Annotated in this window: 18 protein-coding genes; 14 read left to right on the forward strand and 4 right to left on the reverse strand. The window is 47.8% G+C overall.

Features of this window, described 5'->3' with window-relative positions:
- Positions 1-14 precede the first annotated feature (14 nt).
- From EDI28_RS06420 to EDI28_RS06460, 9 genes are all read left to right on the forward strand, one after another.
- Positions 15-1,175, forward strand: a complete 1,161-nt coding sequence (locus EDI28_RS06420; protein ID WP_128783035.1) for a DUF3179 domain-containing (seleno)protein — start codon at positions 15-17, stop codon at positions 1,173-1,175.
- A gap of 214 nt (positions 1,176-1,389) precedes the next feature.
- Positions 1,390-2,253, forward strand: a complete 864-nt coding sequence (locus EDI28_RS06425) for a glycosyl hydrolase family 18 protein (protein WP_128783036.1) — start codon at positions 1,390-1,392, stop codon at positions 2,251-2,253.
- Positions 2,254-2,460: 207 nt separating this feature from the next.
- Complete coding sequence (locus EDI28_RS06430; protein ID WP_128783037.1) at positions 2,461-3,366, forward strand: oxidoreductase; 906 nt, start codon at positions 2,461-2,463, stop codon at positions 3,364-3,366.
- Between the two features lie 57 nt (positions 3,367-3,423).
- Positions 3,424-4,335, forward strand: coding sequence for a helix-turn-helix domain-containing protein (locus tag EDI28_RS06435; RefSeq protein WP_128783038.1), 912 nt, complete (start codon positions 3,424-3,426; stop codon positions 4,333-4,335).
- Between the two features lie 29 nt (positions 4,336-4,364).
- Positions 4,365-5,543: an alpha/beta hydrolase gene (locus EDI28_RS06440; RefSeq protein ID WP_128783039.1), complete on the forward strand. Its 1,179-nt coding sequence runs from the start codon at positions 4,365-4,367 to the stop codon at positions 5,541-5,543.
- Positions 5,544-6,197 (forward strand): NAD-dependent epimerase/dehydratase family protein, encoded by a 654-nt coding sequence (locus tag EDI28_RS06445; protein ID WP_128783040.1) that lies wholly within the window; start codon positions 5,544-5,546, stop codon positions 6,195-6,197.
- A 210-nt stretch (positions 6,198-6,407) separates the two neighbouring features.
- Positions 6,408-6,737: a DMT family transporter gene (locus EDI28_RS06450; protein WP_128783041.1), complete on the forward strand. Its 330-nt coding sequence runs from the start codon at positions 6,408-6,410 to the stop codon at positions 6,735-6,737.
- Between the two features lie 146 nt (positions 6,738-6,883).
- Positions 6,884-7,666, forward strand: a complete 783-nt coding sequence (locus EDI28_RS06455) for a YMGG-like glycine zipper-containing protein (RefSeq protein WP_128783042.1) — start codon at positions 6,884-6,886, stop codon at positions 7,664-7,666.
- A gap of 942 nt (positions 7,667-8,608) precedes the next feature.
- Positions 8,609-9,106 (forward strand): copper chaperone PCu(A)C, encoded by a 498-nt coding sequence (locus EDI28_RS06460; RefSeq protein WP_164918486.1) that lies wholly within the window; start codon positions 8,609-8,611, stop codon positions 9,104-9,106.
- A gap of 136 nt (positions 9,107-9,242) precedes the next feature.
- Here EDI28_RS06460 and EDI28_RS06465 read toward each other — a convergent pair whose 3' ends face one another.
- Entirely contained in the window at positions 9,243-9,470 is a 228-nt protein-coding gene (locus tag EDI28_RS06465) for a hypothetical protein (RefSeq protein WP_128783043.1), read from the reverse strand.
- A 319-nt stretch (positions 9,471-9,789) separates the two neighbouring features.
- Between EDI28_RS06465 and EDI28_RS06470 the strand changes: the two genes are divergently transcribed.
- The 5 genes from EDI28_RS06470 (at position 9,790) to EDI28_RS06490 (ending at position 17,203) form a co-directional block, all read left to right on the forward strand.
- Positions 9,790-10,416: a GNAT family N-acetyltransferase gene (locus EDI28_RS06470; RefSeq protein ID WP_128783044.1), complete on the forward strand. Its 627-nt coding sequence runs from the start codon at positions 9,790-9,792 to the stop codon at positions 10,414-10,416.
- Between the two features lie 120 nt (positions 10,417-10,536).
- On the forward strand, positions 10,537-11,418 hold the full coding sequence (locus tag EDI28_RS06475) for a LysR family transcriptional regulator (protein WP_128783045.1): 882 nt from the start codon (positions 10,537-10,539) through the stop codon (positions 11,416-11,418).
- 172 nt (positions 11,419-11,590) lie between these two features.
- Positions 11,591-12,676 (forward strand): efflux RND transporter periplasmic adaptor subunit, encoded by a 1,086-nt coding sequence (locus EDI28_RS06480; RefSeq protein WP_128783046.1) that lies wholly within the window; start codon positions 11,591-11,593, stop codon positions 12,674-12,676.
- Positions 12,677-12,687: 11 nt separating this feature from the next.
- Positions 12,688-15,750, forward strand: coding sequence for an efflux RND transporter permease subunit (locus tag EDI28_RS06485; protein ID WP_128783047.1), 3,063 nt, complete (start codon positions 12,688-12,690; stop codon positions 15,748-15,750).
- Positions 15,737-17,203, forward strand: coding sequence for an efflux transporter outer membrane subunit (locus EDI28_RS06490; protein ID WP_128783048.1), 1,467 nt, complete (start codon positions 15,737-15,739; stop codon positions 17,201-17,203). The genes EDI28_RS06485 and EDI28_RS06490 overlap by 14 nt, the downstream gene beginning before the upstream one ends.
- A 90-nt stretch (positions 17,204-17,293) precedes the next feature.
- On the opposite strand, the gene EDI28_RS06495 is transcribed toward EDI28_RS06490, so the two are convergent.
- From EDI28_RS06495 to EDI28_RS06505, 3 genes are all read right to left on the reverse strand, one after another.
- Positions 17,294-18,454, reverse strand: coding sequence for a glycosyltransferase (locus EDI28_RS06495; RefSeq protein ID WP_128783049.1), 1,161 nt, complete (start codon positions 18,452-18,454; stop codon positions 17,294-17,296).
- Positions 18,454-19,539, reverse strand: coding sequence for a glycosyltransferase family 4 protein (locus EDI28_RS06500; protein WP_164918487.1), 1,086 nt, complete (start codon positions 19,537-19,539; stop codon positions 18,454-18,456). Before EDI28_RS06500 ends, EDI28_RS06495 begins: the two co-directional genes overlap by 1 nt.
- A gap of 92 nt (positions 19,540-19,631) precedes the next feature.
- Positions 19,632-22,487 carry a PD40 domain-containing protein gene (locus tag EDI28_RS06505; RefSeq protein ID WP_128783051.1) on the reverse strand — a complete coding sequence of 952 codons (2,856 nt, stop codon included), beginning with the start codon at positions 22,485-22,487 and terminating at the stop codon, positions 19,632-19,634.
- Between the last annotated feature and the right edge of the window lie 5 nt (positions 22,488-22,492).

Raw genomic sequence — 22,492 nt, forward strand, 5'->3', positions numbered from 1 at the left:
GCGAGAAAAGTAATATGAGAGAAACCACATCAACACAAAAGCTTTTATTCTTAGTGGTTGCTGTCGTCACAGCAGCATTTTCAATCTTCTCTGCCGTATTAATGACAGAGCCCGGGCAGAGCCTGAATCTACCTCGCAGTTGGGTGATAACGTATTTTCAATACCGGTGGTTTTTCATTGCCATAAACTTTTGCCTACTTGCCTACCTCTGGTATTTGCATATCATCCTCTCGATCTGGTCTAAATTCTGGATGAGCCTTGCCAGCATCGGGGTCATTATTTGCATCATTGCCGCCAACTTCTTACTAACAGCATTTTTCCCCTCATATCAATACGATGCCGACTACGTCTCAATCACAGAGGCTGACAAGATCTTAAGTGACAACGACGTTATCTATGCAGTAGAGATCAACGGTGAAGTACGGGGCTATCCACGAGAGCACCTTGAAGTACCACATATTGCCGGCGACAACATTGGTGGAAAAGATGTCGTCATGACATTCTGTGCTCTCAGCAATCTGCCCGTAGTCATTGAGCAGGATATCGGTTTTGGTCAGTCCGATTTAGGGATCCTGATCCAAACTCACAACAACCTAGTGATGGTTGATCGCAACTCAGGTGAACTTATTCAGCAAATAACACGTACGCCTGAGTTTTCCGAAGCCGAGGTGGTGTCTCACCCTAATACGATGACAACGTGGAAAAGTTTTAAAGAACTGTATCCGCAAGCCACGGTGTTTATTTACGAGTTTAATCGAGTCGTCGACTCACTACTGCTCGCCTTGTTCGAAGGGCCGATGGAAAAGCAGTTTAGCAATGAGCATGGAGCCATATTTCCGACGCTGGACATGGATGATAATCGCCTGCCTCCCAAAGAGCAGGTATGGGGATTTGATCTTGGCAACACTCAAGCGGCATTTACCCGCGCCTTTGCTCAGAAAAACCCAATCTATAGATTTGAGCTAGAAGGCCAGCCTCTGGTGCTGGTTTACGATGAAAAACACGATATCGTTAATCTTTTTGATGGTGCTCTTAACAACACTCTGGCTGATTTCGAGTCAATCGACTTCAGAGGCACAACTGAAATTGGCCAGTTAAACCAACTACCAATGCATAACGGCGTCTTCTGGATGGTTTGGTCGCATTGGTATCCAAGCACTCAGGTTTTTAATTAATTGCAGAAATACCGCAAGCTAGGATGAATGAACCATGCCTAAATCACAAACACCAAATGCAACAGGTTGCAACTCAATAACAGACAATATGCCGTTTGGTGCTCTCATGCATTTTTACTAGCTTGATAGATACAGTTGTGAGCGCTTCCAATAGGTAGGGAAAAACCGACGCTCACTGAATTGGTTAGGTTGATACACATAATAAGGATTAGTTATGAATAACTCACTTATGGTTGGCTACCTACAGAGCTGGTCTTCAAATGTCACTTTCACTCAGGCAGCAGAGAGTGGCTACAATGCCATCGTGTTGGCTTTTGGAGAAATTGACGGTTCAAACATCGGTATTTATGATGGCTTTTTTGCTGCGTCACATACACCAGAATTACTGAAAGAAGACATCAGTAACGCCAAGAGAAAAGGGGCGAAGCAAATTCTGCTATCGGTCGGCGGTGCGAATAACACCTATAATCCCGGAAAAACACCCTCGAACGAGCTTGCAAAGAATATCGTTAGTTTCCTCAATGAATATGGCTTTACCGGGATCGACTTCGATCTTGAAATAGACGGTGACGGCGAGTACCTGGATGAATTATGCCAAGCCCTCAAAAACGTAGAACCATCACTGGTTATTACCGCAGCGCCACAGCTCAATCAGGGCGCACATGAGACTGACCTCATATTGGTTTCAGCGGGTAATTGCCGTATGTATGACCAAGCTGTTCGCAATAATCGCTTTGACTACCTGTTTATTCAGGCCTATAACAATCAGTGGCCTGTAATTAACGATACGAATGAAACGGATGTTGAATTTATTTCCAATAGCTTTACGAACCTAACAAAAAATATTCCTACCGAAACCAAGATTGCCATTGGAGAGCCTGCAGATAGACAAGCCGCGGGAACAAGTATATTTACCGCTCCTGATGTCCCTAATAATATCTACCAGCTTATTCACGATCAATACGAAACGATTTGTGCCAATCCACAATTCGGCGGTGCCATGGTGTGGAGCATTAATCTAGATGCTCAAAACGAATACAAGTTTGTTAATGCGCTGAAAGGACTGTTGAATTCCTAACTGCCCCATCGCTAGCTCCCTTACCAACACATCAGGATAGGGCCATTCCTATCCTGACTTTCAAACTTATTCCCTCTATAAATCAGACAGTTAAATATTCACCTGTAAAATGTATAAGTATCTCTGTGATAGGTATAAGCCCACAAAAGCAACCATCTCTATAATGACGCTATCAAACGAGTTCAAACCCAAGATAGAGGTGAAATTATGGCAACATCAAACTGGAACGCCCAAGATATCCATAATCAACAAGGTCGATTGGTCCTTATTACAGGGGCAACCAGCGGTATAGGCAAAGAAACTGCCCAGATACTGGCCGGTAAAAACGCCTCTGTCATCCTTGCAGTTCGAAACATGGCAAAAGGGCAGCGTGTCATCGATGAGATCTTGGCACAGCACCCTGAGGCAGATATCTCTGCTCGTGAGCTTGACCTCACCAGCCTTGAATCTATCAAAGCGTTTTCAGATTCAATAATTCATGATTTTACGCAGCTCGACGTACTAATAAATAACGCCGGGATCATGATGTGCCCGTATTCGAAAACGACTGATGGTTTTGAAATCCAGATGGGCACCAATCACTTTGGCCACTTTGCGCTAACGGGACGTCTGCTCCCGTTATTGATGAACACCAAGGGCTCTAGAATCGTGGTACTTTCGAGTCTCGCCCATCGATTTGGCAATATTAACCTTTCTGATATCCACTGGAGCAACAGGTCGTATAACACCAACAAAGCCTACGGTGACAGTAAGTTAGCCAACCTATACTTTGCCTACGAATTAAATCGCCGCCTGAAAGGTATAAAAGATGCGCCGATAGTGACAGCTGCCCACCCGGGATGGACAGAAACAGAACTACAGCGCCACACAGGTTTTTTCTCTTTCCTGAATAATTTCTTTGCGCAAGATACCAGTATGGGGGCATTGCCAACATTGCGTGCTGGGTTCGATGATAGTGTCGAGTCAGGTGATTTCTTCGGGCCTGCCGCCTTTTTCGAAATGCGCGGCTACCCTGTCACAGTAAAGTCCAATAAAAGGGCACATGACACAACACTAGCCAATGAGCTCTGGAGACACTCAGAGGAAATGACCGGCATCGAGTTTTCAATATGATGTAATTGACGTGGCAGCGTGCAGTAATACCAATCAGGATAAGACGCCGGGAAGAGTATGAATAATATCATCAATATTAAAAATGTTTCTGAAACCCACCAGATGCTGGGCCTTGGAAAACCCAAACACCCTTTGGTTTCCGTCTTTAATAACGACTGTCTGAATATGGATCTTGCTGGTACCTGCTTTAGTTCTGATCTATATATCATTTCAATGAAAGAAGGTATGACAGGCAAAATGTCATATGGCAGAAGCTCCTATGACTTTGAAGAAGGCACCATGGTCTTCATGTCTCCGGGTCAGGTAATGACGCCCGCAGAAGCAGAAAGCACTGAGGATGATGGAGACTATGAAGGTTGGACGCTGATATTTCACCCCGACTTGATCCGCAAATCACAACTGGGGAAAAAAATAGGACAATATTCCTTCTTCTCCTATGACGTCAACGAAGCACTACACCTCTCAGAAGATGAGAAGCAAACACTGAATGAGCTGGTCGATAAAATAAGAAAAGAGATCAATCAACATATTGATAGGCACACCCAACACCTCATTGCGGGAAATATTGAGTTATTGTTGGACTACTGCACCCGCTATTACGATCGTCAGTTTTATACACGTACAAATGCCAGCGAGGACATTGTCTCTGCCTTCGAAAACCTGTTAATCCAATACTACAACAAGGATGAAGCCTTAGAGTCCGGTATTCCTACCGTAACCTACTGTGGACAGCAGCTTGGTATTTCGCCCAATTACCTCAGTGATTTATTAAAAAAAGAAACCGGAAGAAGTGCGCGGGATCATATTCACTTTTTCATCATTGACCGCGCTAAAACGCAGCTATTGGGAACCAATCAGCCGATAAGCCAAATAGCCTACAGTTTGGGGTTCGACTATCCGGCACACTTTACCAAGCTATTCAAAAAGAACACAGGTGTCAGTCCGTCCCAGTTTAGGGTTCTAAATTAAGCATGTAGCTAGAATACAGGTTACCCAGTATGAAAAAATACGCTTCTATTATTGCAATCATCATAACGATGATTGTAAGTGCCGGTTGCACCTCAAATTTGTCACGCTCGCTTCCGCTGAATCTATCGGGCGACTATTACAACTACATCCAGCCGAGCTTTGATCTGTATCTGGAAGAGACGGAAAACTGGCTGCGTCACAACCGCGATTTCATCACCAGCAACCACAGCAAAGAGCTGGCAATGAATATGCCGTTTGAGCTAACTCCCGATCAGCCTACCAACAAGGCCGTTCTGTTTGTCCACGGCCTTGGGGATTCTCCCTACAGCTTTTCCGATCTCGCCAATACCATGGCAGAGCAAGGTTTTTATGTGCAAACTCTGTTGCTGCCAGGTCACGGCAGTAAACCGCAAGACATGATGCTGCCAAGCTACCAAGACTGGCAAATTACAGTCGATCACTATGCCAACCAGCTAAAACAAGAATACGACGAAGTTTGGCTGGGCGGCTTTTCGACTGGCGCCAATCTCGTCACAATCCATGCTCTCGATCAGGGTGATATTGACGGCCTGTTGTTGTTCTCACCCGGTTTTCAGACCCAAACACCTTACCTGGAAAAACTAACCCCGCTCGTGGCAGCATTTTGGGATGGCTACCAAGCCGCAGAAAATAACCTTGCCCGTTACAATTCAGCACCGTTAAACGGTGCCATAGCCTATTCGGATAGCGCGACTGCGCTTAGGGACAAACTAACGCTGCACACGTTGACGATCCCTACCCTTATCGCGGTCAGCGAGGCCGATAGCATCATCGACCCCGATGTAGTCAGAAACCTGTTTGAAACCCGCTTTAAACATGCATCCAATCAATTGATCTGGTATGGGGAAAGTAAACAACCGAACCACCGTATCGTTCAAAAAACGATGCACCTTGAACAATTCAAGATCAGTACCGGTTCACACATGAGCCCCATTTTCGCCCCATCTAACCCCTACTATGGTGACAAAGCAGAAAAGATCATGTGTGAAAACAGCTTCAGCAGTGATGACACCAACCGGTGCAATAACGGCGAGCCGGTTTGGTTTTCGGCATGGGGATATAAAGAGAGGGGCAAGATCCATGCTCGGCTGACTTGGAACCCGTATTACAGCGAGCTAGAAAACAATATTTCACAACTAGTTCAAACTTCAGCATCGAAGGAAGGATAAATGAAACTAATCATTACTGGCGCAACAGGCATGGTAGGAAAAGGGGCATTATTGGAGGCACTTGATTCGCCTGATGTCAGTGAAGTGCTCGTCGTCGCTAGGCGAAGCTGTGGCGTCAGCCATCTCAAATTGCATGAGTTAATCATTGACGACTTTATGCAAATAGCCCAAGTAGCCGACCAACTCACAGGCTATGATGCAACGCTGTTTTGCCTGGGCGTATCGTCGGTAGGCATGAGTGAGCATGATTATCGGGTGGCAACTTATGATCTTACCTTGGCCTTTGCACATACCGTTCTCGAACATAATCCGGAAATGACATTTTGCTTTGTCAGTGGCTCGGGAACTGACATTAATAGCAAAACCATGTGGTCAAGGATAAAAGGTGAAACCGAAGCGGCGCTTCAAACACTCCCTTTCAAAGGCAGCTATATGTTCCGTCCGGCCTTCATCCAGCCACTGAGAGGGATCCGCTCTAAAACCGCAATCTACAGCGCTATGTATTCTGCGCTAAAGATAATGAATCCATTGATTATGAAGCTTTTCCCACACTACACCACCACGACAACCCAACTCGGCAATGCGATGATTCAGACAGCCCTGCATGGTTTCGAGCGTGAAATTATAGAAGCAAAAGACTTAACACAATTTTGAGTTATTTCTATGCCAAACCACTAACGGCCTAACAACATTGGCAGCCCAGTCGAAAACATGCCGAATTGGGCTGACCAACATATCTCCATATTATTGCGACTCTTATTATTACATAGGCGTAAAAGTAATTTGCCATTAGATACCATTATCATTATATGAGAAACAAATAAAATAGGCCCATATCAACAATCAACACAGAAAAGGGTTCACGTGGGCTGGATATTTCTATTACTTGGCGTAATGGCCGAAGCCACTTCGCATGTGGCATTAAAATCAACCAATGGTTTCACCAATCTATTACCAAGCACCATTGTCATTCTGGGCCACTTGGTTGCCTTCCTCTTTCTCGGTCAGGCGATGAAAGATTTACCTGTCGGCATCGTACATGCCTCATGGGCGGGACTGGCCATCGTCGTCGTTACCGCAATGTCTAGCCTGATACACAAAGAGCACCTTGATGCAAAAATCTGGCTGGGTATGGCAATTGTTGCCGTCGGTATAGCTGTTATCAATTTGTCCGGAACCTCTCACAGCCACTAGATCGTATGTCGTTTTTCTAACGATTTGACACACCTCCTTACATATAAAACACTGCTCAATTCGTACAGAATGCATTCAGAAAACGACTGCTAATCTTGGCCCCATAAAAGAACAAATCATAATCAGTTTGATAAAAGGGCACGGCAATGAATACTTTCATACAAACCTCTATCGCTTCCGTCTTGGCTCTCACGCTACTCACAGGCTGTGTCAATCCAGGCGAAGATGATCCAAATGCATCCACCAAACAAGGTGCCGCGGGCGGCGCTTTGCTAGGGTTAACGCTAGGTGCGCTAACAGGTGATGCAGAGCTTGCTATGAAAGGTGCCGTGGCCGGTGGTGTCGCTGGAGGCGTGGCTGGTTCAACCAACGATATCCAGAACAACCGGGAGAATATCCGCCACGATAGCCGCAATGATTCACTCTCTCAAATTGGCAATGGTAATAATGCTTCCACAGCACCATATCAGAACTGGGATCAGCTGAATAACTTTACCGGAGAATGGAATGTCAGTATCTGGAGCGGTGCATCAGAACAACCTGTGACAGCCAGTGCGAAAGCAACAGGTTCACTGGCGAAAACAACCGAGGCCCGAATTCAAATTCAGGATCTTGCCATCAATAACAACAAACAACCGCTTCAATTGACCGCAAACTTTGCCTACACCCCAGATGCGGGCTACACGCTATCGGTTAATAGCAACATTAACAATGTACCGGTCCAGTTTGCTGGTGAGTATCAATCAGGCATGAACCGCTACAATTATTATCCGACATCAAACGATGTCAGTGTCATTGAAGGCATCGACTCATCAACTGTCCGCCTTGAATTGGCCTTTGCCGGGCAAAATGTCTGGATGATTGATACCTATGCCCAGGTAAATGGCAAAGAAGAAAAAATCCAAACCTACCGATTCACCAAGTCATAACTCGCTCTACACTTTTTGCTAATGTTCAGCGTTATATCGTCTAAGGCTCCGGATGATATAACGCTTTTTTTTGCTTATGCCCCCTCCCCCCTTTAACAAAAATAAAAGCAACTCGTTACAAATAAACACCCGCATTATTATTAGTCCTCACAAGTATATTCGTTCAATAAATACCCCAACATGAAATCTTTATAGTAACCCTTAATAGTCAGTAGGTTAGATAATGCCGAGCAAACGTATCTTTTCAGTGTTGACATCTCAAACCGGAAACAAACCATTTACACACATAGTTACAGAGTTGTACTAAGTTTGATATTATGCATCACTCTTTTAGGTGGTAGATAATAACCCGATGAATATCAGCAGCAGGAAACATCAAAGCAGGAGATGGATAATTAGCCTTACCATCTTGGCTATCCTGCTCACTAATTTTCTCTCTTCGGTCGTTATTCTAAACCCATCCCAATATGAGGGGGGTGGAAACTGGCTGACAGGCGAGAAAGTTCTGCTCTGTACTAGCAAGGGGCTAAAGTGGATTAGCGTTGACTCACTGCAACTGCAAAACTCGGCCTTGTCAAAACAACACGATGACCAGAGCAAACATAGTGATATCAAATTCCACTGCCCGCTACTAAAACACCACCAATTAGTCGGCATTTTTCCTGCTGAAGCGCTATTTTTCCTGCTTGTATTACTCTCATTGCATCAGAAGATCCGTCTTGCGAGCCGAAAATCGGTCTCCGAGCGTATTTACTTCTCTTATGCACCTAAACATTCTCCACCATGTCATAGCTAGCTCACTTAGTAATACGGCTAAACAATAGTCGTAACAGACCAATAATAAATGTTGTCGAATAAACCTCGACAAATGAGAAACTAAAAAGTCTGATGGCAAATTATTCTAAGAATGCCCCAGACATTGAAAAAGTCATGGAGAAAGTCATGAGAAAAATCATCAATATCATTTTGGGTTGCACGCTACTATTGAGCGGCTTTGCAAATGCACACGACTACAAAAGTGGCAATCTGCACATTGATCACCCTTGGTCGAAGCAGGTACCACCAACATCAGCCGTAGCGGCCGCTTTTTTCAATGTCATGAACCACGGCGATGAAGGCGATACACTGCTAAGTGCTGAATCACCTATTGCAGGCAAGACAGAGCTTCACGCCCATATTCATGAAGATGGCATGATGAAAATGCGTGAAGTTGAAAACATTGATATTCCAGCCAATGGTACGCGTACTTTGAAGCCTGGTAGCTATCACATTATGTTTTTCAACCTGCAAAAAGTGCCGGTATTAGGCGATCGCTTTCCGCTAACGCTTCACTTTGCAAAGGCAGGCACAATTAAAATTGACGTTGCTGTTGAGAAAGCAACATATAAACCTGCAGGCCAAGAGACAAAGGAAATGAAAAACGCACACGCTGGCCACTAAGCTGAATTAAAAATAATTCTTCTCAGTTATGACAAGCCGCTTGATCTTCCAGGCGGCTTTTCCAGCCAAATTAGACTACGGGACACGACTGGGCTGCTGTTAGTCATGTCACCGGCTTATTATTACCGCGAGAAAATTACAGATTCTTGATCTCTTCCTTTAATTGATATCCTTTATCCGTCACTATTTTTTCAAGCACACCGACTCGTTGTTGCAACATCTGCAGTTCATGCCGTAATTGTTGAACCTCACCACTATTACCTTTACTCTCCAGCTTTTTCATCTCAGTCCTGTAACTAAAATAACGCTGCAGCCCTATAAAGGTAAAAACAATTGCCACAATCACTACACCCGTATGTCCCATTTCCTTGTCCTCTGATAGTTTTTCTAATTACTTCAATGACTAGCAAACTTTACACCAAGATGAGTTCAAATAAAATCAACCACTTACGATACATGCAACACGCCTTGTCAGTCTGGTTAGCGAAAACAACCAGCCAGTGTTACGAATACCACCAAAATTGAGCCATCCTGACTAACTTATGCCCAAGCTACCTCAAGATGCCGATATAAAAGGTAAGGCTAAGGGGCTAATTAACGTGATAATGTCGCTTTTGTTCAATATTTGCTGTCGGGCCAACGCTAAGATACACCAATCCACAGCGAATAAATGATACCGACATATGCAAAAACAGAAGCAAAAACAAGAGCAATACCAATTACTCAAACAAGGCCACTCCTACCAGCTGAGCGAGACCCTATCGCTTCAGCTGATCCGTCAGAGCGACCTTGCTGATATCATCAAGATGCTAGAAAATCCGAACGTAAACCAATACCTATTCTTCGCTCCGTCACCCGTTGAAGTCTACGAGGCTTTTTTCAACCCAATTATCGACAATACCCAGCAAGCCATAAAAGAAAATAATTGGCCTGACAGCCCGACATTTATTCTCAGGGATAAAGAAGGTGTTTATATGGGGATGATCGGCATCACCCCAGCAATGATGCTGGTTGGTAATTTTGAAGTCGGCCACCAGCTACCGGAACACGCATGGGGCAAAGGAATAGGGACGCTAGGCTGCCAATTTGCAACGACACTGGCATTCGAGCAGCTTGGCGCGCATAAAGTCAGTGCAGATTGCTACGCTAGCAACTTTGGTTCGGCACGTGTACTTGAAAAAACAGGGTTCATTCTCGAAGGACGTCAGCAGGATTACTATCGACTCGAAGGCGGTTTCGACGACAGGCTGTGGTTTGGCATGACCGCCAGCCAGTTTAAAGAGCAATTCCGTAAACAAGAGCAAAAGTAATACACCATCACGACAATAAAGCCCTGCACAATAGCCATAGCAGCATTTGATAGAGATTGATTGCTGCTTCTGGTTGAGCCACACTAGCCCGAGTTTCTCACTCTGTTAGGCAATGTTGTTATGCGTCTCGACGACCTAAAACTATTCACTTCCGTGGTTCAGCTCGGCAGCTTTACCGCTGCAGCAAACGCGCTGGATCTTCCCAGGGCCAATGTGAGTAGGCGGATCGGCGAGCTTGAGAAACACCTTAATGCCCAGCTATTTTTCCGCACAACCCGCAAGCTACGTTTGACCCAGCACGGCGAGGTGTACTACCAAGAGTTACTCAAAGTTGTCGAAGGGATCGAACGAGCCCAAGAAGCTATCGACAAGCTGGACGACAAGCCTGTCGGCAAAGTAAAAATAGGCATCCTTCCCGACAGTGATGAAGCTATTCAGCCGATCCTTGCCGCCTTTCAGCTACAGTATCCGGACATTGAACTGGATGTCCGATTCAGCAGCAATAGCTATCACGATATCTATGAACAAGGTCTAGATTTGGCCTTTCATATCGGCCAGCTTCAGAATTCAAGCTACATCGCACGTCGTATCACCGAGATCAGTCGGTTCCTGTTAGCCAGTCCAAGCTATATTGCGCAGCATGGCATGCCAGAAAGCGTCAATGATATCGCTAACCATCGCTGTATTTGCTACCGCTGGCCAGACGGTTCCCTAGAAGATACCTGGCATTTCACCGATAGCAAAATCAAGATTTCACCCAAGCTCAGCAGCAACAGCACCAACTTTATCCGTCACTCTATGATTGCAGGTCAGGGGCTCAGCTTTTTACCTCTGTTACTGGCCGTTAGTGCGATGGAAAACGGCGAACTCGTTCGGGTTCTGCCTGACTACCAGTCGAAAATAGAAGACTTATGGTTACTGTACCCAGACCGCCACGGCGTCAGCCGCGCGACAAGATTGCTTATAGATCACTTACTCTGTGAGATCCCCAAGATCCTCTAATTTTGTCACAGGTTTTAATCTAATTTCAGTGCGATAATTGCGATGCACCGTGAAAAAGTGGCTTAAAATCATATATTGTCACAAATTTCATGACAGTCTTTCACGCACTTGAATACATATCTATATCTAGGTTCTCCCTACAATGACTCCCAAATGACAGTGGGAGTCAATCATGAAGCATTCACCATTATTTCTTCTGGCACCGTTAGCCGCCTTCGTGCTAACCGGATGTACAGAAGCCCCAGCCAAACAAGCTGACAAATCACCCCGCCCAGTCCAAGTCATCGAACTGGGCGCAATCAACCAACAGGGGCTTAAGCGCTTCTCTGGGGTACTCGAAGCCGTCGATAGCGCCAATCTGGCCTTCAAGGTTCCCGGCACGATCGAGCAAGTTTTTGTCAATACGGGGGACTCGGTAACCAAAGGACAGACCATCGCCCGCCTTGATCCTCATGACTACCAAGTAACAGTCATGGAGCTTGAAGCCCGGCTGGAAGAGGCAAAAGCAGCTCAAGCCCTTGCAGCCATTGAGCTAAAGCGGGTAAAGCAAGCCACTGGTGACAACGCCATTGCCGCAGTCAATCTAGATCGCGCCCTGAGCGGGTACAAACGTAGTAATGCCATGGTAAAAGTGGTACAGCAGAACCTTCAAAAAGCCCAAGATGCCCTGAGCTATACCGAACTTAAAGCCCCTTTCGAGGGTATAATCGGCAAGCGATTCAACGAGAAATTTGAACAGGTTTCACCCGGTCTGCCAGTATTCACTTTGCATCAGCCGGAACAGCTTCAGGCTGTGATCGATGTACCGGAAAGCCTGGCCTCGCAAGTGAGTCACGCCACTACGGCAATGGTTAGCTGGTATGACTCTGAACAAATGATACCTGCCCAGTTAACCGAAACCAGCACCCTGCCAGATCCCATCAAGCAAACCTATACCCTCACTTACGTACTTGATAAGACAAGCAGCAACTTGCTACCGGGCAAAGCGGTTGAACTAAAGATCTCCTATGAGAACAAAGAGAACGGCTATTGTGTGCCCTATTCCGCCATTGTGAATACAGAATCAGGAGCAGGCGTTTTTGTAGTCAAAGAGGCTAAAGCAGTACTTCACCGCGTTGATATTCAGTCGGTTCACAGTAGCCAAACCTGCATCACCGGCAACATTCAGGCCGGTGACAAACTGATCACCGCCGGGACCCATTATCTCAAACCTAACCAGTTAATCGGTGCGATTGAAATCGCTTCTGCCGTCCAATAGAGGTAATGCACATGAACTTAGCTGAATTTGCTATTAAACAACGTACCTTTATCTCGTTTTTCTGTGTCCTGTGTATCGTTGCCGGCACACTATCCTATTTCAAACTGGGCAAACTTGAAGATCCATCGTTCACGGTGAAAAGCGCCGTTATCGTCACCCTATACCCGGGGGCCTCGGCATTAGAGGTCGAAGAGCAAGTCACAGACAAGCTCGAAACCAAATTGCAGGAAATGGGCTCGCTGTGGAAACTGCGCTCACTTTCCCGTCCCGGAAGCTCGATGATTTTCGTTGATTTGCAGGAAGCTACCAATTCAAAGCAGCTTCCTCAGCAATGGGACTTATTGCGCCGAAAAGTAGCCGATAGCAAACTGACCTTACCAGCCTCGGCCCAAATCAGCATCGTTCAGGATGAGTTTTCGGAAGTCTACGGCATGCTGTTTGCCATATCCGGCGACGGTGTGGAACCTAGCCAGCTTCGCCTGTATGCCAAAGAACTGCAACGACGTTTGAAAACCGTTGAGGGGATCAAAAAGATTGAGCTGCACGGTGTACGCAATCAGGTCGTCAATATTGATCTACCCGATGAGCGTCTGGCCGAATACGGTCTATCTTCTGCTCAGGTGCTAAACCAGCTGGCAAGCCAAAATATGACCTATGATGCTGGCAGCTTCAAAGCCGGTATCGAGCGGATCCGTATCGATCAGGGCAGCGAGTTCACCTCGCTTGAAGATATTCGTAACCTGACCATCAAGGGGGGCATTGGAGAACTCGGCAGCGGCCTTATCCGACTAGGCGATATCGCTCAGATCTCAATGGGCTACCAATCACCGGCATTGTCCGAGAGCCGCTTCAACGGGCTCGATGCCATTGCCCTAGCCGTTAGTCCGGTAAACGGGATCAATGTGGTATCTCTGGGCGACTCCCTCAACGCAATCATTGCCGACTACCAGCAGCTACTTCCTGTCGGCGTAGAAATCAACACCATTGCCTTTCAGCCAGAGGAGGTCGATAAGTCCATCAATAATTTCGTCACCAACCTGCTCGAAAGCGTGGCAATTGTGGTCATGATCCTGTGGCTGTTCATGGGATTCAAAAGTGCTTTAATCGTTGGCAGCAGCCTATTGCTGACTATCCTTCTCACCTTGATTTACATGAAACTTGCCGCCATCGATCTCCAGCGAGTATCACTGGGCACCTTTATCCTGGCGCTGGGTATGCTAGTCGATAACGCCATTGTGGTTACCGACATGATCATTGCCAAGCTGAAAAAAGGGACGGAACGACTCAATGCCTGCAGAGAAACAATTAAAGAAACAGCAACGCCACTATTAGGGGCAACAATCATCGCCATTATGGGGGCCAGCCCGGTACTGTTTTCCCAGACAGACTCCGCTGAATTTGCCGTATCGGTATTCTGGGTCATGTGCTCGTCATTATTGCTTTCCTGGCTAGTTGCCATGACTGTCACGCCGCTGATGTGCTGGCTCTGGATCAAACCTAAACAAGTAAACACAGATGCCAATGCTGATGCAAAACCATCACTCTATAACCGAGCGGTAAGCTTTACAGTAAGTAACCCGCTAAAGAGCCTCACACTTCTGATACCACTGCTGGCCATTACGGCCTTTGTCGTACCAAAGATACCGGTTAACTTTATGCCGAGCTCAGATAGAGCAATGGTTTTTCTCGACTATTGGCTACCCAACGGTGCCCAGATTGAGCATACGTCCAAGGACATGAAGAAGATTGAGCAATGGCTACTGACACAGCCAGAGGTCAAGAATATCTCGACCTTTGTTGGCGCCAGTGCCCCGCGTTTCTCGGTCACTGTCGAGCCCGAACCATTCGATTCGAGCTACGGACAAATACTGATCAACACCCAAAACTATGACTCGATTGCCAACCTGGTCGAGCGTGGCGACAAGTGGCTGAAAACTGAATTTCCCCATGCCGAACCACGCTTCCGTCCACTGAAGCTGGCCACCAAGGATAAGTACAGTATCGAAGCTCGTTTCATCGGCCCGGACCCAGAAGTCCTGCACCAGTTATCGCAACAGGCTCAGCAGGTGTTAGCCACAAATCCCCATACCAAGTACATCCGTGATGACTGGCGTCAGCAAAGCAAGGTACTGGTTCCGGTAATGAATCAGGAACAAGCACGCCGTGCGGGTATCAACCGTACCGATGCTGCCCTTGCCATCAAACGCGCCACCGATGGCGTAACGCTAAGCCAGCTCCATCAAGGTGATGAGCTGATACCGATTAAACTACGCAGTGCCGATGCAGATATTGACTCTCTGGAGACTCTACCAGTGCGCTCTTTACTTGGCCTCCACAGTGTTCCGCTCGGTCAGGTCGTCGACGGATTTGAGCTGACAACAGAAGAGAGCATGATCTGGCGTCGTAACCGCCTGCCGGCCATTACGGTTCAGGCCGATGTGCACGGCGATACTGCTTCGGAAGTCCGCCAGCAGGTTGCAACAGCTATCGAAGCCATCGCACTGCCGCCAGGTTACCAGTTCGAGTGGGGCGGCGAATACTACGACGAGCACCGCTCCGTGGTCGACACCTTCATGCAACTGCCAAAAGCCGTACTGATCATGGTGATCATCCTGGTTGCCCTGTTCAATGGATTCAAACAGCCGATCATTATCATGACGACTGTCCCGCTGGCGGCTACGGGAGCCAGCTGGTTCCTGCTGTTGATGGACAAGCCGTTCGGCTTTATGGCCCTGATCGGTGCTATTGCCCTGTCTGGCATGATCATCAAAAACGGTATCGTACTGATAGATCAGATCGAACTGGAACGCGCCAACGGTCGAGCGCTTGAAGAGGCAATCACCCAGGCCACCCTCAACCGAACCATGGCCATTTCCATGGGGGCACTAACCACGGCTCTCGGCATGATCCCGCTGCTTTCAGACCGTTTGTTCGACCAAATGGCGGCAACCATCATCGGCGGCCTTGCTGCTGCAACCATACTGTCACTGTTTGTGATGCCAGCGTTGTATCGCCTGTTCTACCGTTCTGATTCAACTGCGCACGCCAAGGAGCTCAACAATGAAACTGCTTAAACTATCATCAGTCGTTGTCGCTCTTGCGCTATCAGGCTGTGCAACCGGGCCGGATTACCAGCTTCCCGATCAGACACTCGATACTGAATACCTGTATCAACAGACGGCAGGCACCAGTCAGCAGGCAATACCGGCGAGTACCAGTACTTGGTGGTATCAGTTTAACGACACCATGCTGAACCAGCTGGTCGCCGATGCCCAGCAGCAAAATATACCGCTAAAAATCGCGGCCGAGCGTATCAAAGCAGCTCAGGCCTACCAAAATGTAGTGGAGTCATTCAAAGTACCGACGGTCAGTCTAGGAGCCGGGTATTCATCCTTCGGACTCAGCGAAAATGATCCTTTGCTCGGTCCGGTGGTTTCATCTAACAATCCGCTCGGCACTGCTCTTGTCGATTCGAGCCAGGGAGCATTTCATGCAGGGGCCACTATTGCATGGGAGATGGATCTATTCGGTCGGATCGACAAACAGGCTCAGGCCGCAGCCATCCGTAAAGAACAGACCGATATCTTCCGCGAAGGATTGACGACAATGATCACCTCGGATGTGATCCATAATTATTTGCAGATGCGCGGCGCTCAGACGAGAAGGGCGATTGCCACTGAAATGGTTAGCGATCAGGAAGAAACACTTGCGCTGATCCAAAAGATGCTCAAAAGCGGGTACGGATCCGAGTTGGATCTTGCCCGCGCCAAAGCAATGCTAGCTGCAACAAAATCGGTTATTCCTCAGCTGCAAACAGCCGAGAATGTCCACCAACAGCGGCTGGCTATCTTGTTGGGTGAAACACCTGCGGCGATGAAAGTTCGCCTCAGTCAGGGCCTGCCCTTACCGGCATCTCAGCCTATGCCAGAGCTGAACGGGATCATTCCAACCGGCCTGCCATCTGATCTGCTCCAGCGCAGGCCTGATATTCGGATAGCCGAACGTGAGATGGCCGCCGTCAATGCCGAGCTTGGTGCAGCCATCGCCAATCAATATCCAAAGTTCTACCTCACTGGTGCGCCGGGTGTACTGGCCAAGGATTTTGATGATCTGTTCAGCAGTGACTCGACAACCTGGATAGCTAACATCGGTGTGAGTTGGAATCTCTTTGACGGCGGTCGCAATGATGCCCTCATTGAAATTCAGGAAGCTCGCTTCAAAAGCAGTGCCCTGTCTTATCAGCACACCGTAAACAACGCCATTGGCGAGGTCGAAACCTTGCTAAACGGTTACGGGAACAGCCAGCAATACCAGACGCTGCTACTGGAATCCAAGGCTGAAACAGACAAGGCAGTGAAGAAAGCAAAATCTCTTTATGCCGCAGGTTTGACCGACTATCTCGTTGTGCTTGATGCCCAGCGTCAGCAACATATCATCGCCGATCGCGTTATTGCCGCTAAGCTGCAAACGGCCAATGTCGCCGTCGGTCTGAACAAGGCGTTGGGAGGCGACTGGGAACTACACTAATCTCGGCACAGTACACAAAGACCAATACGGCCTTTAGCTGATTAAACAGAAAGACTCCCACACTCTCTGTCAGCTAAACGGCCGTATTTTTTATGCTCGTGCTTCATTCAATATCCTATATAATCGGCTTGCCAATACCCGGGCATCAAAAGCCTGATAGAACTCGTCGCTAGAGCGATATACCTGTTGTGGGTTTTGCTGCCATTGCTGATACAACGCATTTAACTGCTGCTGATAACCTTCCGGATCCCCGATATTTACCTCATGGAGCTTTCCGGCATACCGCCGCAAAAAGCTGAGCGTTTCCCCTTCAGGTAATTCGGCCAGTATCGGCCTGCCGCTGGCAACATAGTCAACCGCCTTGGCGGCCAAGTGGGTATCTTTCTTGCCCCGGTCCGGCGGACCGTTTTGAATAAATAATGCATCGCACTGGGCCAGAACATCTTGTCCCTGTTTTTTCTCTACCTGCCCGATCATTACAACGGAGTCCGTAAGAGCGTACTGCTCTACCAAGGCGACAAAATCCGGCTGGCTATCCCCTATATTGATAAAACGAAATGAAAATGGAGCAGCTGCCAGTTGGCATAGAATACCTTTCGCCGAGCGACGAAAACTATCCCATGTTCCGCAATATCCTAGGGTGAAAACCGTATTATTCTTGGAAGCATGATCAAGGACGAAATCGTAACTATTGGGGATCCAGACAACCTTGTCTTCACCGACCAACCGCTGATAGGCAATCCAGTCTGACTGCGAGGTCACCACCAGTTTTGTTGCTTGCTTCAATGCCAGCTTCTCCCAGCACGATATTTTGCCTGCAGCGAAGTAGCTTGCTCGTGACCAACCATCTTGAAAGTCCAGCACCAGCGGCAGATCAAACCACCTCGACAGATAATAGCCGACCAACGAACTGCTAAACGGCGGACAACTGACCATAATGACATCAGGCCGATTTGCCATGATGTGCAGGCAGCACTGCCACAAACTCGGGATCACCCAGCCCCAATGCACGTTCTCCTGCCTGCGCCATAGCCACTCAATATTCCATGAGACAATAGCTTGATTGGCAATCAATGCCTCGTGCTGCCAGCAAGCTGGACTCTCTTGACGAGAGAAACGTGAAGTGCACTGCTCTCTAACCAACTGAACTTCACATCCTGTTCGGGCAAGATATTGAGCAAAACGCTGGCTGCGATTCGCTGCGGCATGCAAATGAGGGGGTGAGAAGTAACTCAGATACAACACTTTCATCACCGACTTCCATCCTGAGGGCTGAGTGCGACATCAGTTTGAGAAGGCAATAATAGCCTGTGATAAATCGAGAGTGTCTGTTGGATCTGACGGCTTAGGGCAAAGTGGCATGACGCCCAACTACGCGCTTCCCGACCAGCCTCCTTTAATTGTTCTGGCTCGGAGTGAAGCTGCTGCAAGCGATCCAAAAATGCCAGAGGATCATTAAAATCCAAATACCAGCCCTGCCGATCATGTTGAAATAACTGTGCCAGCCCACCTTTGGGCTGAGCAATAACGGCTCTTCCTACCGCCATCGATTCCGCAGCCACGTAACCAAACGCTTCCTGCCATTGCGAAGGCAACAGTATGACATGGGCATTTTTCAGCAACTTTTCAACCTGAGAGCTTTCACCCTGATAGGTGATAGCAGGATTGGCCTCCGCATGCTGTTCGACCTCGGAACGCAGCAACCCGTCACCAATGATCGTCAACTTTGCAATTGCAGCAATTTCAGGTCTAGAAAAGAGGGACAATAATAACAAGACCCCTTTTTGCTCAGTCAGATTGCCTACAAAAAGGCAACGCAAAATACCATTGAACGGTAACGGTTCCTGATAACGGAATCGATCAATATCGATACCGTTGGCGATCAAATGGATTTTCTCGGGGCTGATATCTTGCCTCAGCCAACCCTCGACATATGGTGATACGGCAATCAGGTGCGATACCAGTTTGCTATAAAACCACCTTTTGAACCGTATTCTCGCTGAATCAGTAATATTACTGGAAAGAGAGTGGTGAACTGATACTAGGACGTTGGAGCAACAAGTTCGTGCTACCAACAAAAATGGGTGGCCTAAACCATAGAAATGAAAATGCACGATGTCTGCAGGGTACAGCCATAACAGCTTGGCAAACAACCACCAATGGCTAATGCAATGGCATCGATAGCCATGCTGCTCAAGCGCAACTCGCGCACCTTCACTGATAGTAGACGTCACAAGAATATAGCGACAGTTCGGGGTTTTCAGTGCCCGCAAATAATCATAGAAGCTACTTCCTTGGCATAACTCAATATCACATACCAAATAGACGGTTTTCATTATACGGCTCATGTAATGGAAACTTTTATCAGTATAGTGATGCTAGGTTTATGCCAACCTCTTATGACGCTACATTCTCAATAATAAGGCGTTTACCAGAGACCGCCAGAAACAGTTAGGTATACTTCATCTTTGCCCTGATCGTTATCAAGCCCGTGAGCATAACCTAGTGTTACGGGTAAAGTCAGGTTATATCCCAGCTTTGCCTCAAAGGTAAATTCCGTACCGACGCCCGTTAGCTGATTGTGATTTTCTCCGGAATCCCATGCGGCACCTGAATCGATAAAGACCGAACCAGACAGGTCACCCAGACCAACCGGATACAATGACCAGTTACGCTCTACACGCCCCAACCATGTTTCCAGAACCAACCTTTGGGTCGCATAGCGATGACCTCGCTGGGTTGAATCGTCATATCCCCTCAGCACCTGTGTATCACGGCCAAACAGGCGGGATTCCTCGAACAAATCTTTCCCACCGAGACGGAAGGTCTTGGCATCGTCATCCGCATAGCCTGCCCCCAACCTTGCCGTAAGAGTGGTTCTGCCCGGTAAGTCCCAGGTTCCCTTCCATTGGGCCTGATATTTTTGCCCTTCATAGTCACTATCGAACAAGTCATTAGTTTCGGCTACTACATCCAGATAGTGTCCCCAACCGACGCCCGGAACATTTAGATATGCTTCACGGTTATCAAACGTCAACGCAAGCCCCGCCAGCGTCTCGTTGCTCTCCCTAAAAGCAATCATACTGGCAAAATCGGGCTGGGAGACAAGGCTCTCTTTGTCTAGCACACCACCAGCATGCAGGCTCAGTTGGTCTTCAAACGCCGTAACAATGTGGTTACGTTGCAGCAAGAAATAATCATCGCGGGTGATACGGTAATCACTCCGGCCATCAACCGTCATTTTATCGAAGTCATGGCTGCTACTCAGTGCGGCCATCCAACGATTGTCATACTGGTACACTAAATTGGCATCAGCCAATTCATTATCAAAATCCCATGTGGCCGTAAGCTGATAACTATGGCGTCCCAATGCATCAGAACCAAAGGTCAGTGCGCCAATCAGTGTTCTGGCATCATCAATATAAACAAGAGGCAGCCAATTATGCGGCCTAAGAGTCGACCATGGGCTATACGGCTCAGGTTCGCTTTTTTCAACTGTTTGCTCAATCACCGGCGGATAGTCATAACGACCCTGCTGGTGTTGAATATTCTGTGTCGATAGCGCCTGCGGCTGAGCCAAGTACCGTAACTGATAGCCGTTCGTATCATAGGCCTGATAAACCAACCCAACCCCCGGCTGCCAAACTGGCCGTAGTGCCCCGCCCAACTCGCGTGTCCAGCGCTCAAGCTGACCACGGCTTTCATCAAGAACATAAATATCAAACACGCCATCATAATCGGCGCTAAACATGATACGACCATCAGGCAGGTAACTCGGACTGCTTTCAGCCGCTTTGGTATCGGTTACCGGTAGCCACGTTTTGCTATCCATATTCAACTTTTCGAGATTCCAGCCTTGCCGAGGGCGCTTCATCGCAGCAACCAACTCTGTCCCTGTCGGTGAGATATCGAAAGCGCCCAGTACCGTATCTGAATCACCGCGCCAAATTCTTACGGGCTCTTGCTCCGGTGATTGGGCATCCACTAACCACAGCTCGCTGACACCTGCAACCTTACGACTAGCAACCAACTGTCGGCCGTCAGGCATCCAGCGCACATTACGAAAGCGCTGACGTTCGGTCAGCTGTTGCCATTGACCATGGTTAAAAAGAAACAGATCGTTGTAGCTTCTGCCGTCGGCATAGTGAATAAGTCGAGAGACTGCCAGCCCGGACTGTGGATGAGATGACATTGCAGAGATATCTTTGCTGGCCGTTAGTGACGTCCACTCGCTCTGTTGCGGATCAAGCGATGATATTTTCGGACGGTCTTCACCATTGTTACGGTTGACCAGCAGGCCACTTGCGCTATGAGTAACAACCTGAAGATACGGTGTCTGCTTCAGATCCTTGCCAACCTCTTCACCAATATCTTTACCAACAATCAACTGCTGCTGTAGCAGAGTCAGCTGCGGAGTAAATTCTGACTCGAGATAAGCCTGAAAATCTAACCACAACGTATTGAAGTCTTTGCCAAATGACTGCTGGGCTGTTCGGTTGATCAAGAAATACGGGATGATCCGACGGCTATAGCCCGTTAAGAACGCCTGAACTTTCTCCTCACCATAGGTCTCTGACAGATACTGGATAAAATACGCACCATAAAGGTACTGGTAACCCAGTGGCCACTCTCGGCTTGCCACCGCAACCTGCTCCAAGTCTTTGAGCTCACCGCTGGCAACTTCCATTCGCATCTTCATTGCATACTGGCTACTCTGCAGACGGCCGTAGCCGAGCTCTTCATTCGTTTCCAAATATACCGCCAGTCCTTCGAGCAATAATGAAGGTGTTAGGGCATGGGGGAAGAAAAATGCCTGACGCCCAAACACTTTCTGCAGAATTTTAGGGGCCCCGTTGGCAAGCTCCATATGCATGATATGGGCGTATTCATGCCGGATCAGCAAGTGTAGCCAGTCATCGCTGGTAGCCAAATCACCGCCGTCTTCCGGCGGACTCATAAACAAGCGGATCTGGGCAAAAGGCAGGGGCGTGGCCCAGCCATTCGAAAAGTCAAAATCATCGACCAGCACAATTTCAGTTCGGGCTTCCGGAGCTGACTGAAAAAAAGGAAGTTGCTCTTGGCGTACCCGCTCAGCAACATCCAGTACCTTGGCGGCACTTTGCTGGTGACCATCAACAAAATGCACCGAGAAATGCTCAGATTGCTGGCTCAACCACTCTTTTCCTGCTTCATCCCACCCGACGGGAGCGGCCACTGAGGCTGCTGACAGGCTAGCGCTAACCAGTATTCCTAATAGCGTGCGTTTAAGTATTTTCCCTAACATGCTTT

Source organism: Photobacterium chitinilyticum, assembly GCF_004104355.1.
Taxonomy (GTDB): domain Bacteria; phylum Pseudomonadota; class Gammaproteobacteria; order Enterobacterales; family Vibrionaceae; genus Photobacterium; species Photobacterium chitinilyticum.

What these genes read in the sequence shown, in the direction of transcription:
- EDI28_RS06420 (WP_128783035.1), top strand. Translation starts at nt 15, where the DNA reads ATGAGAGAAACCACATCAACACAAAAGCTTTTATTCTTAGTGGTTGCT.
- EDI28_RS06425 (WP_128783036.1), top strand. Translation starts at nt 1,390, where the DNA reads ATGAATAACTCACTTATGGTTGGCTACCTACAGAGCTGGTCTTCAAAT.
- EDI28_RS06430 (WP_128783037.1), top strand. Translation starts at nt 2,461, where the DNA reads ATGGCAACATCAAACTGGAACGCCCAAGATATCCATAATCAACAAGGT.
- EDI28_RS06435 (WP_128783038.1), top strand. Translation starts at nt 3,424, where the DNA reads ATGAATAATATCATCAATATTAAAAATGTTTCTGAAACCCACCAGATG.
- EDI28_RS06440 (WP_128783039.1), top strand. Translation starts at nt 4,365, where the DNA reads ATGAAAAAATACGCTTCTATTATTGCAATCATCATAACGATGATTGTA.
- EDI28_RS06445 (WP_128783040.1), top strand. Translation starts at nt 5,544, where the DNA reads ATGAAACTAATCATTACTGGCGCAACAGGCATGGTAGGAAAAGGGGCA.
- EDI28_RS06455 (WP_128783042.1), top strand. Translation starts at nt 6,884, where the DNA reads ATGAATACTTTCATACAAACCTCTATCGCTTCCGTCTTGGCTCTCACG.
- EDI28_RS06460 (WP_164918486.1), top strand. Translation starts at nt 8,609, where the DNA reads ATGAGAAAAATCATCAATATCATTTTGGGTTGCACGCTACTATTGAGC.
- EDI28_RS06465 (WP_128783043.1), bottom strand. Translation starts at nt 9,470, where the DNA reads ATGGGACATACGGGTGTAGTGATTGTGGCAATTGTTTTTACCTTTATA.
- EDI28_RS06470 (WP_128783044.1), top strand. Translation starts at nt 9,790, where the DNA reads ATGCAAAAACAGAAGCAAAAACAAGAGCAATACCAATTACTCAAACAA.
- EDI28_RS06475 (WP_128783045.1), top strand. Translation starts at nt 10,537, where the DNA reads ATGCGTCTCGACGACCTAAAACTATTCACTTCCGTGGTTCAGCTCGGC.
- EDI28_RS06480 (WP_128783046.1), top strand. Translation starts at nt 11,591, where the DNA reads ATGAAGCATTCACCATTATTTCTTCTGGCACCGTTAGCCGCCTTCGTG.
- EDI28_RS06485 (WP_128783047.1), top strand. Translation starts at nt 12,688, where the DNA reads ATGAACTTAGCTGAATTTGCTATTAAACAACGTACCTTTATCTCGTTT.
- EDI28_RS06490 (WP_128783048.1), top strand. Translation starts at nt 15,737, where the DNA reads ATGAAACTGCTTAAACTATCATCAGTCGTTGTCGCTCTTGCGCTATCA.
- EDI28_RS06495 (WP_128783049.1), bottom strand. Translation starts at nt 18,454, where the DNA reads ATGAAAGTGTTGTATCTGAGTTACTTCTCACCCCCTCATTTGCATGCC.
- EDI28_RS06500 (WP_164918487.1), bottom strand. Translation starts at nt 19,539, where the DNA reads ATGAAAACCGTCTATTTGGTATGTGATATTGAGTTATGCCAAGGAAGT.
- EDI28_RS06505 (WP_128783051.1), bottom strand. Translation starts at nt 22,487, where the DNA reads ATGTTAGGGAAAATACTTAAACGCACGCTATTAGGAATACTGGTTAGC.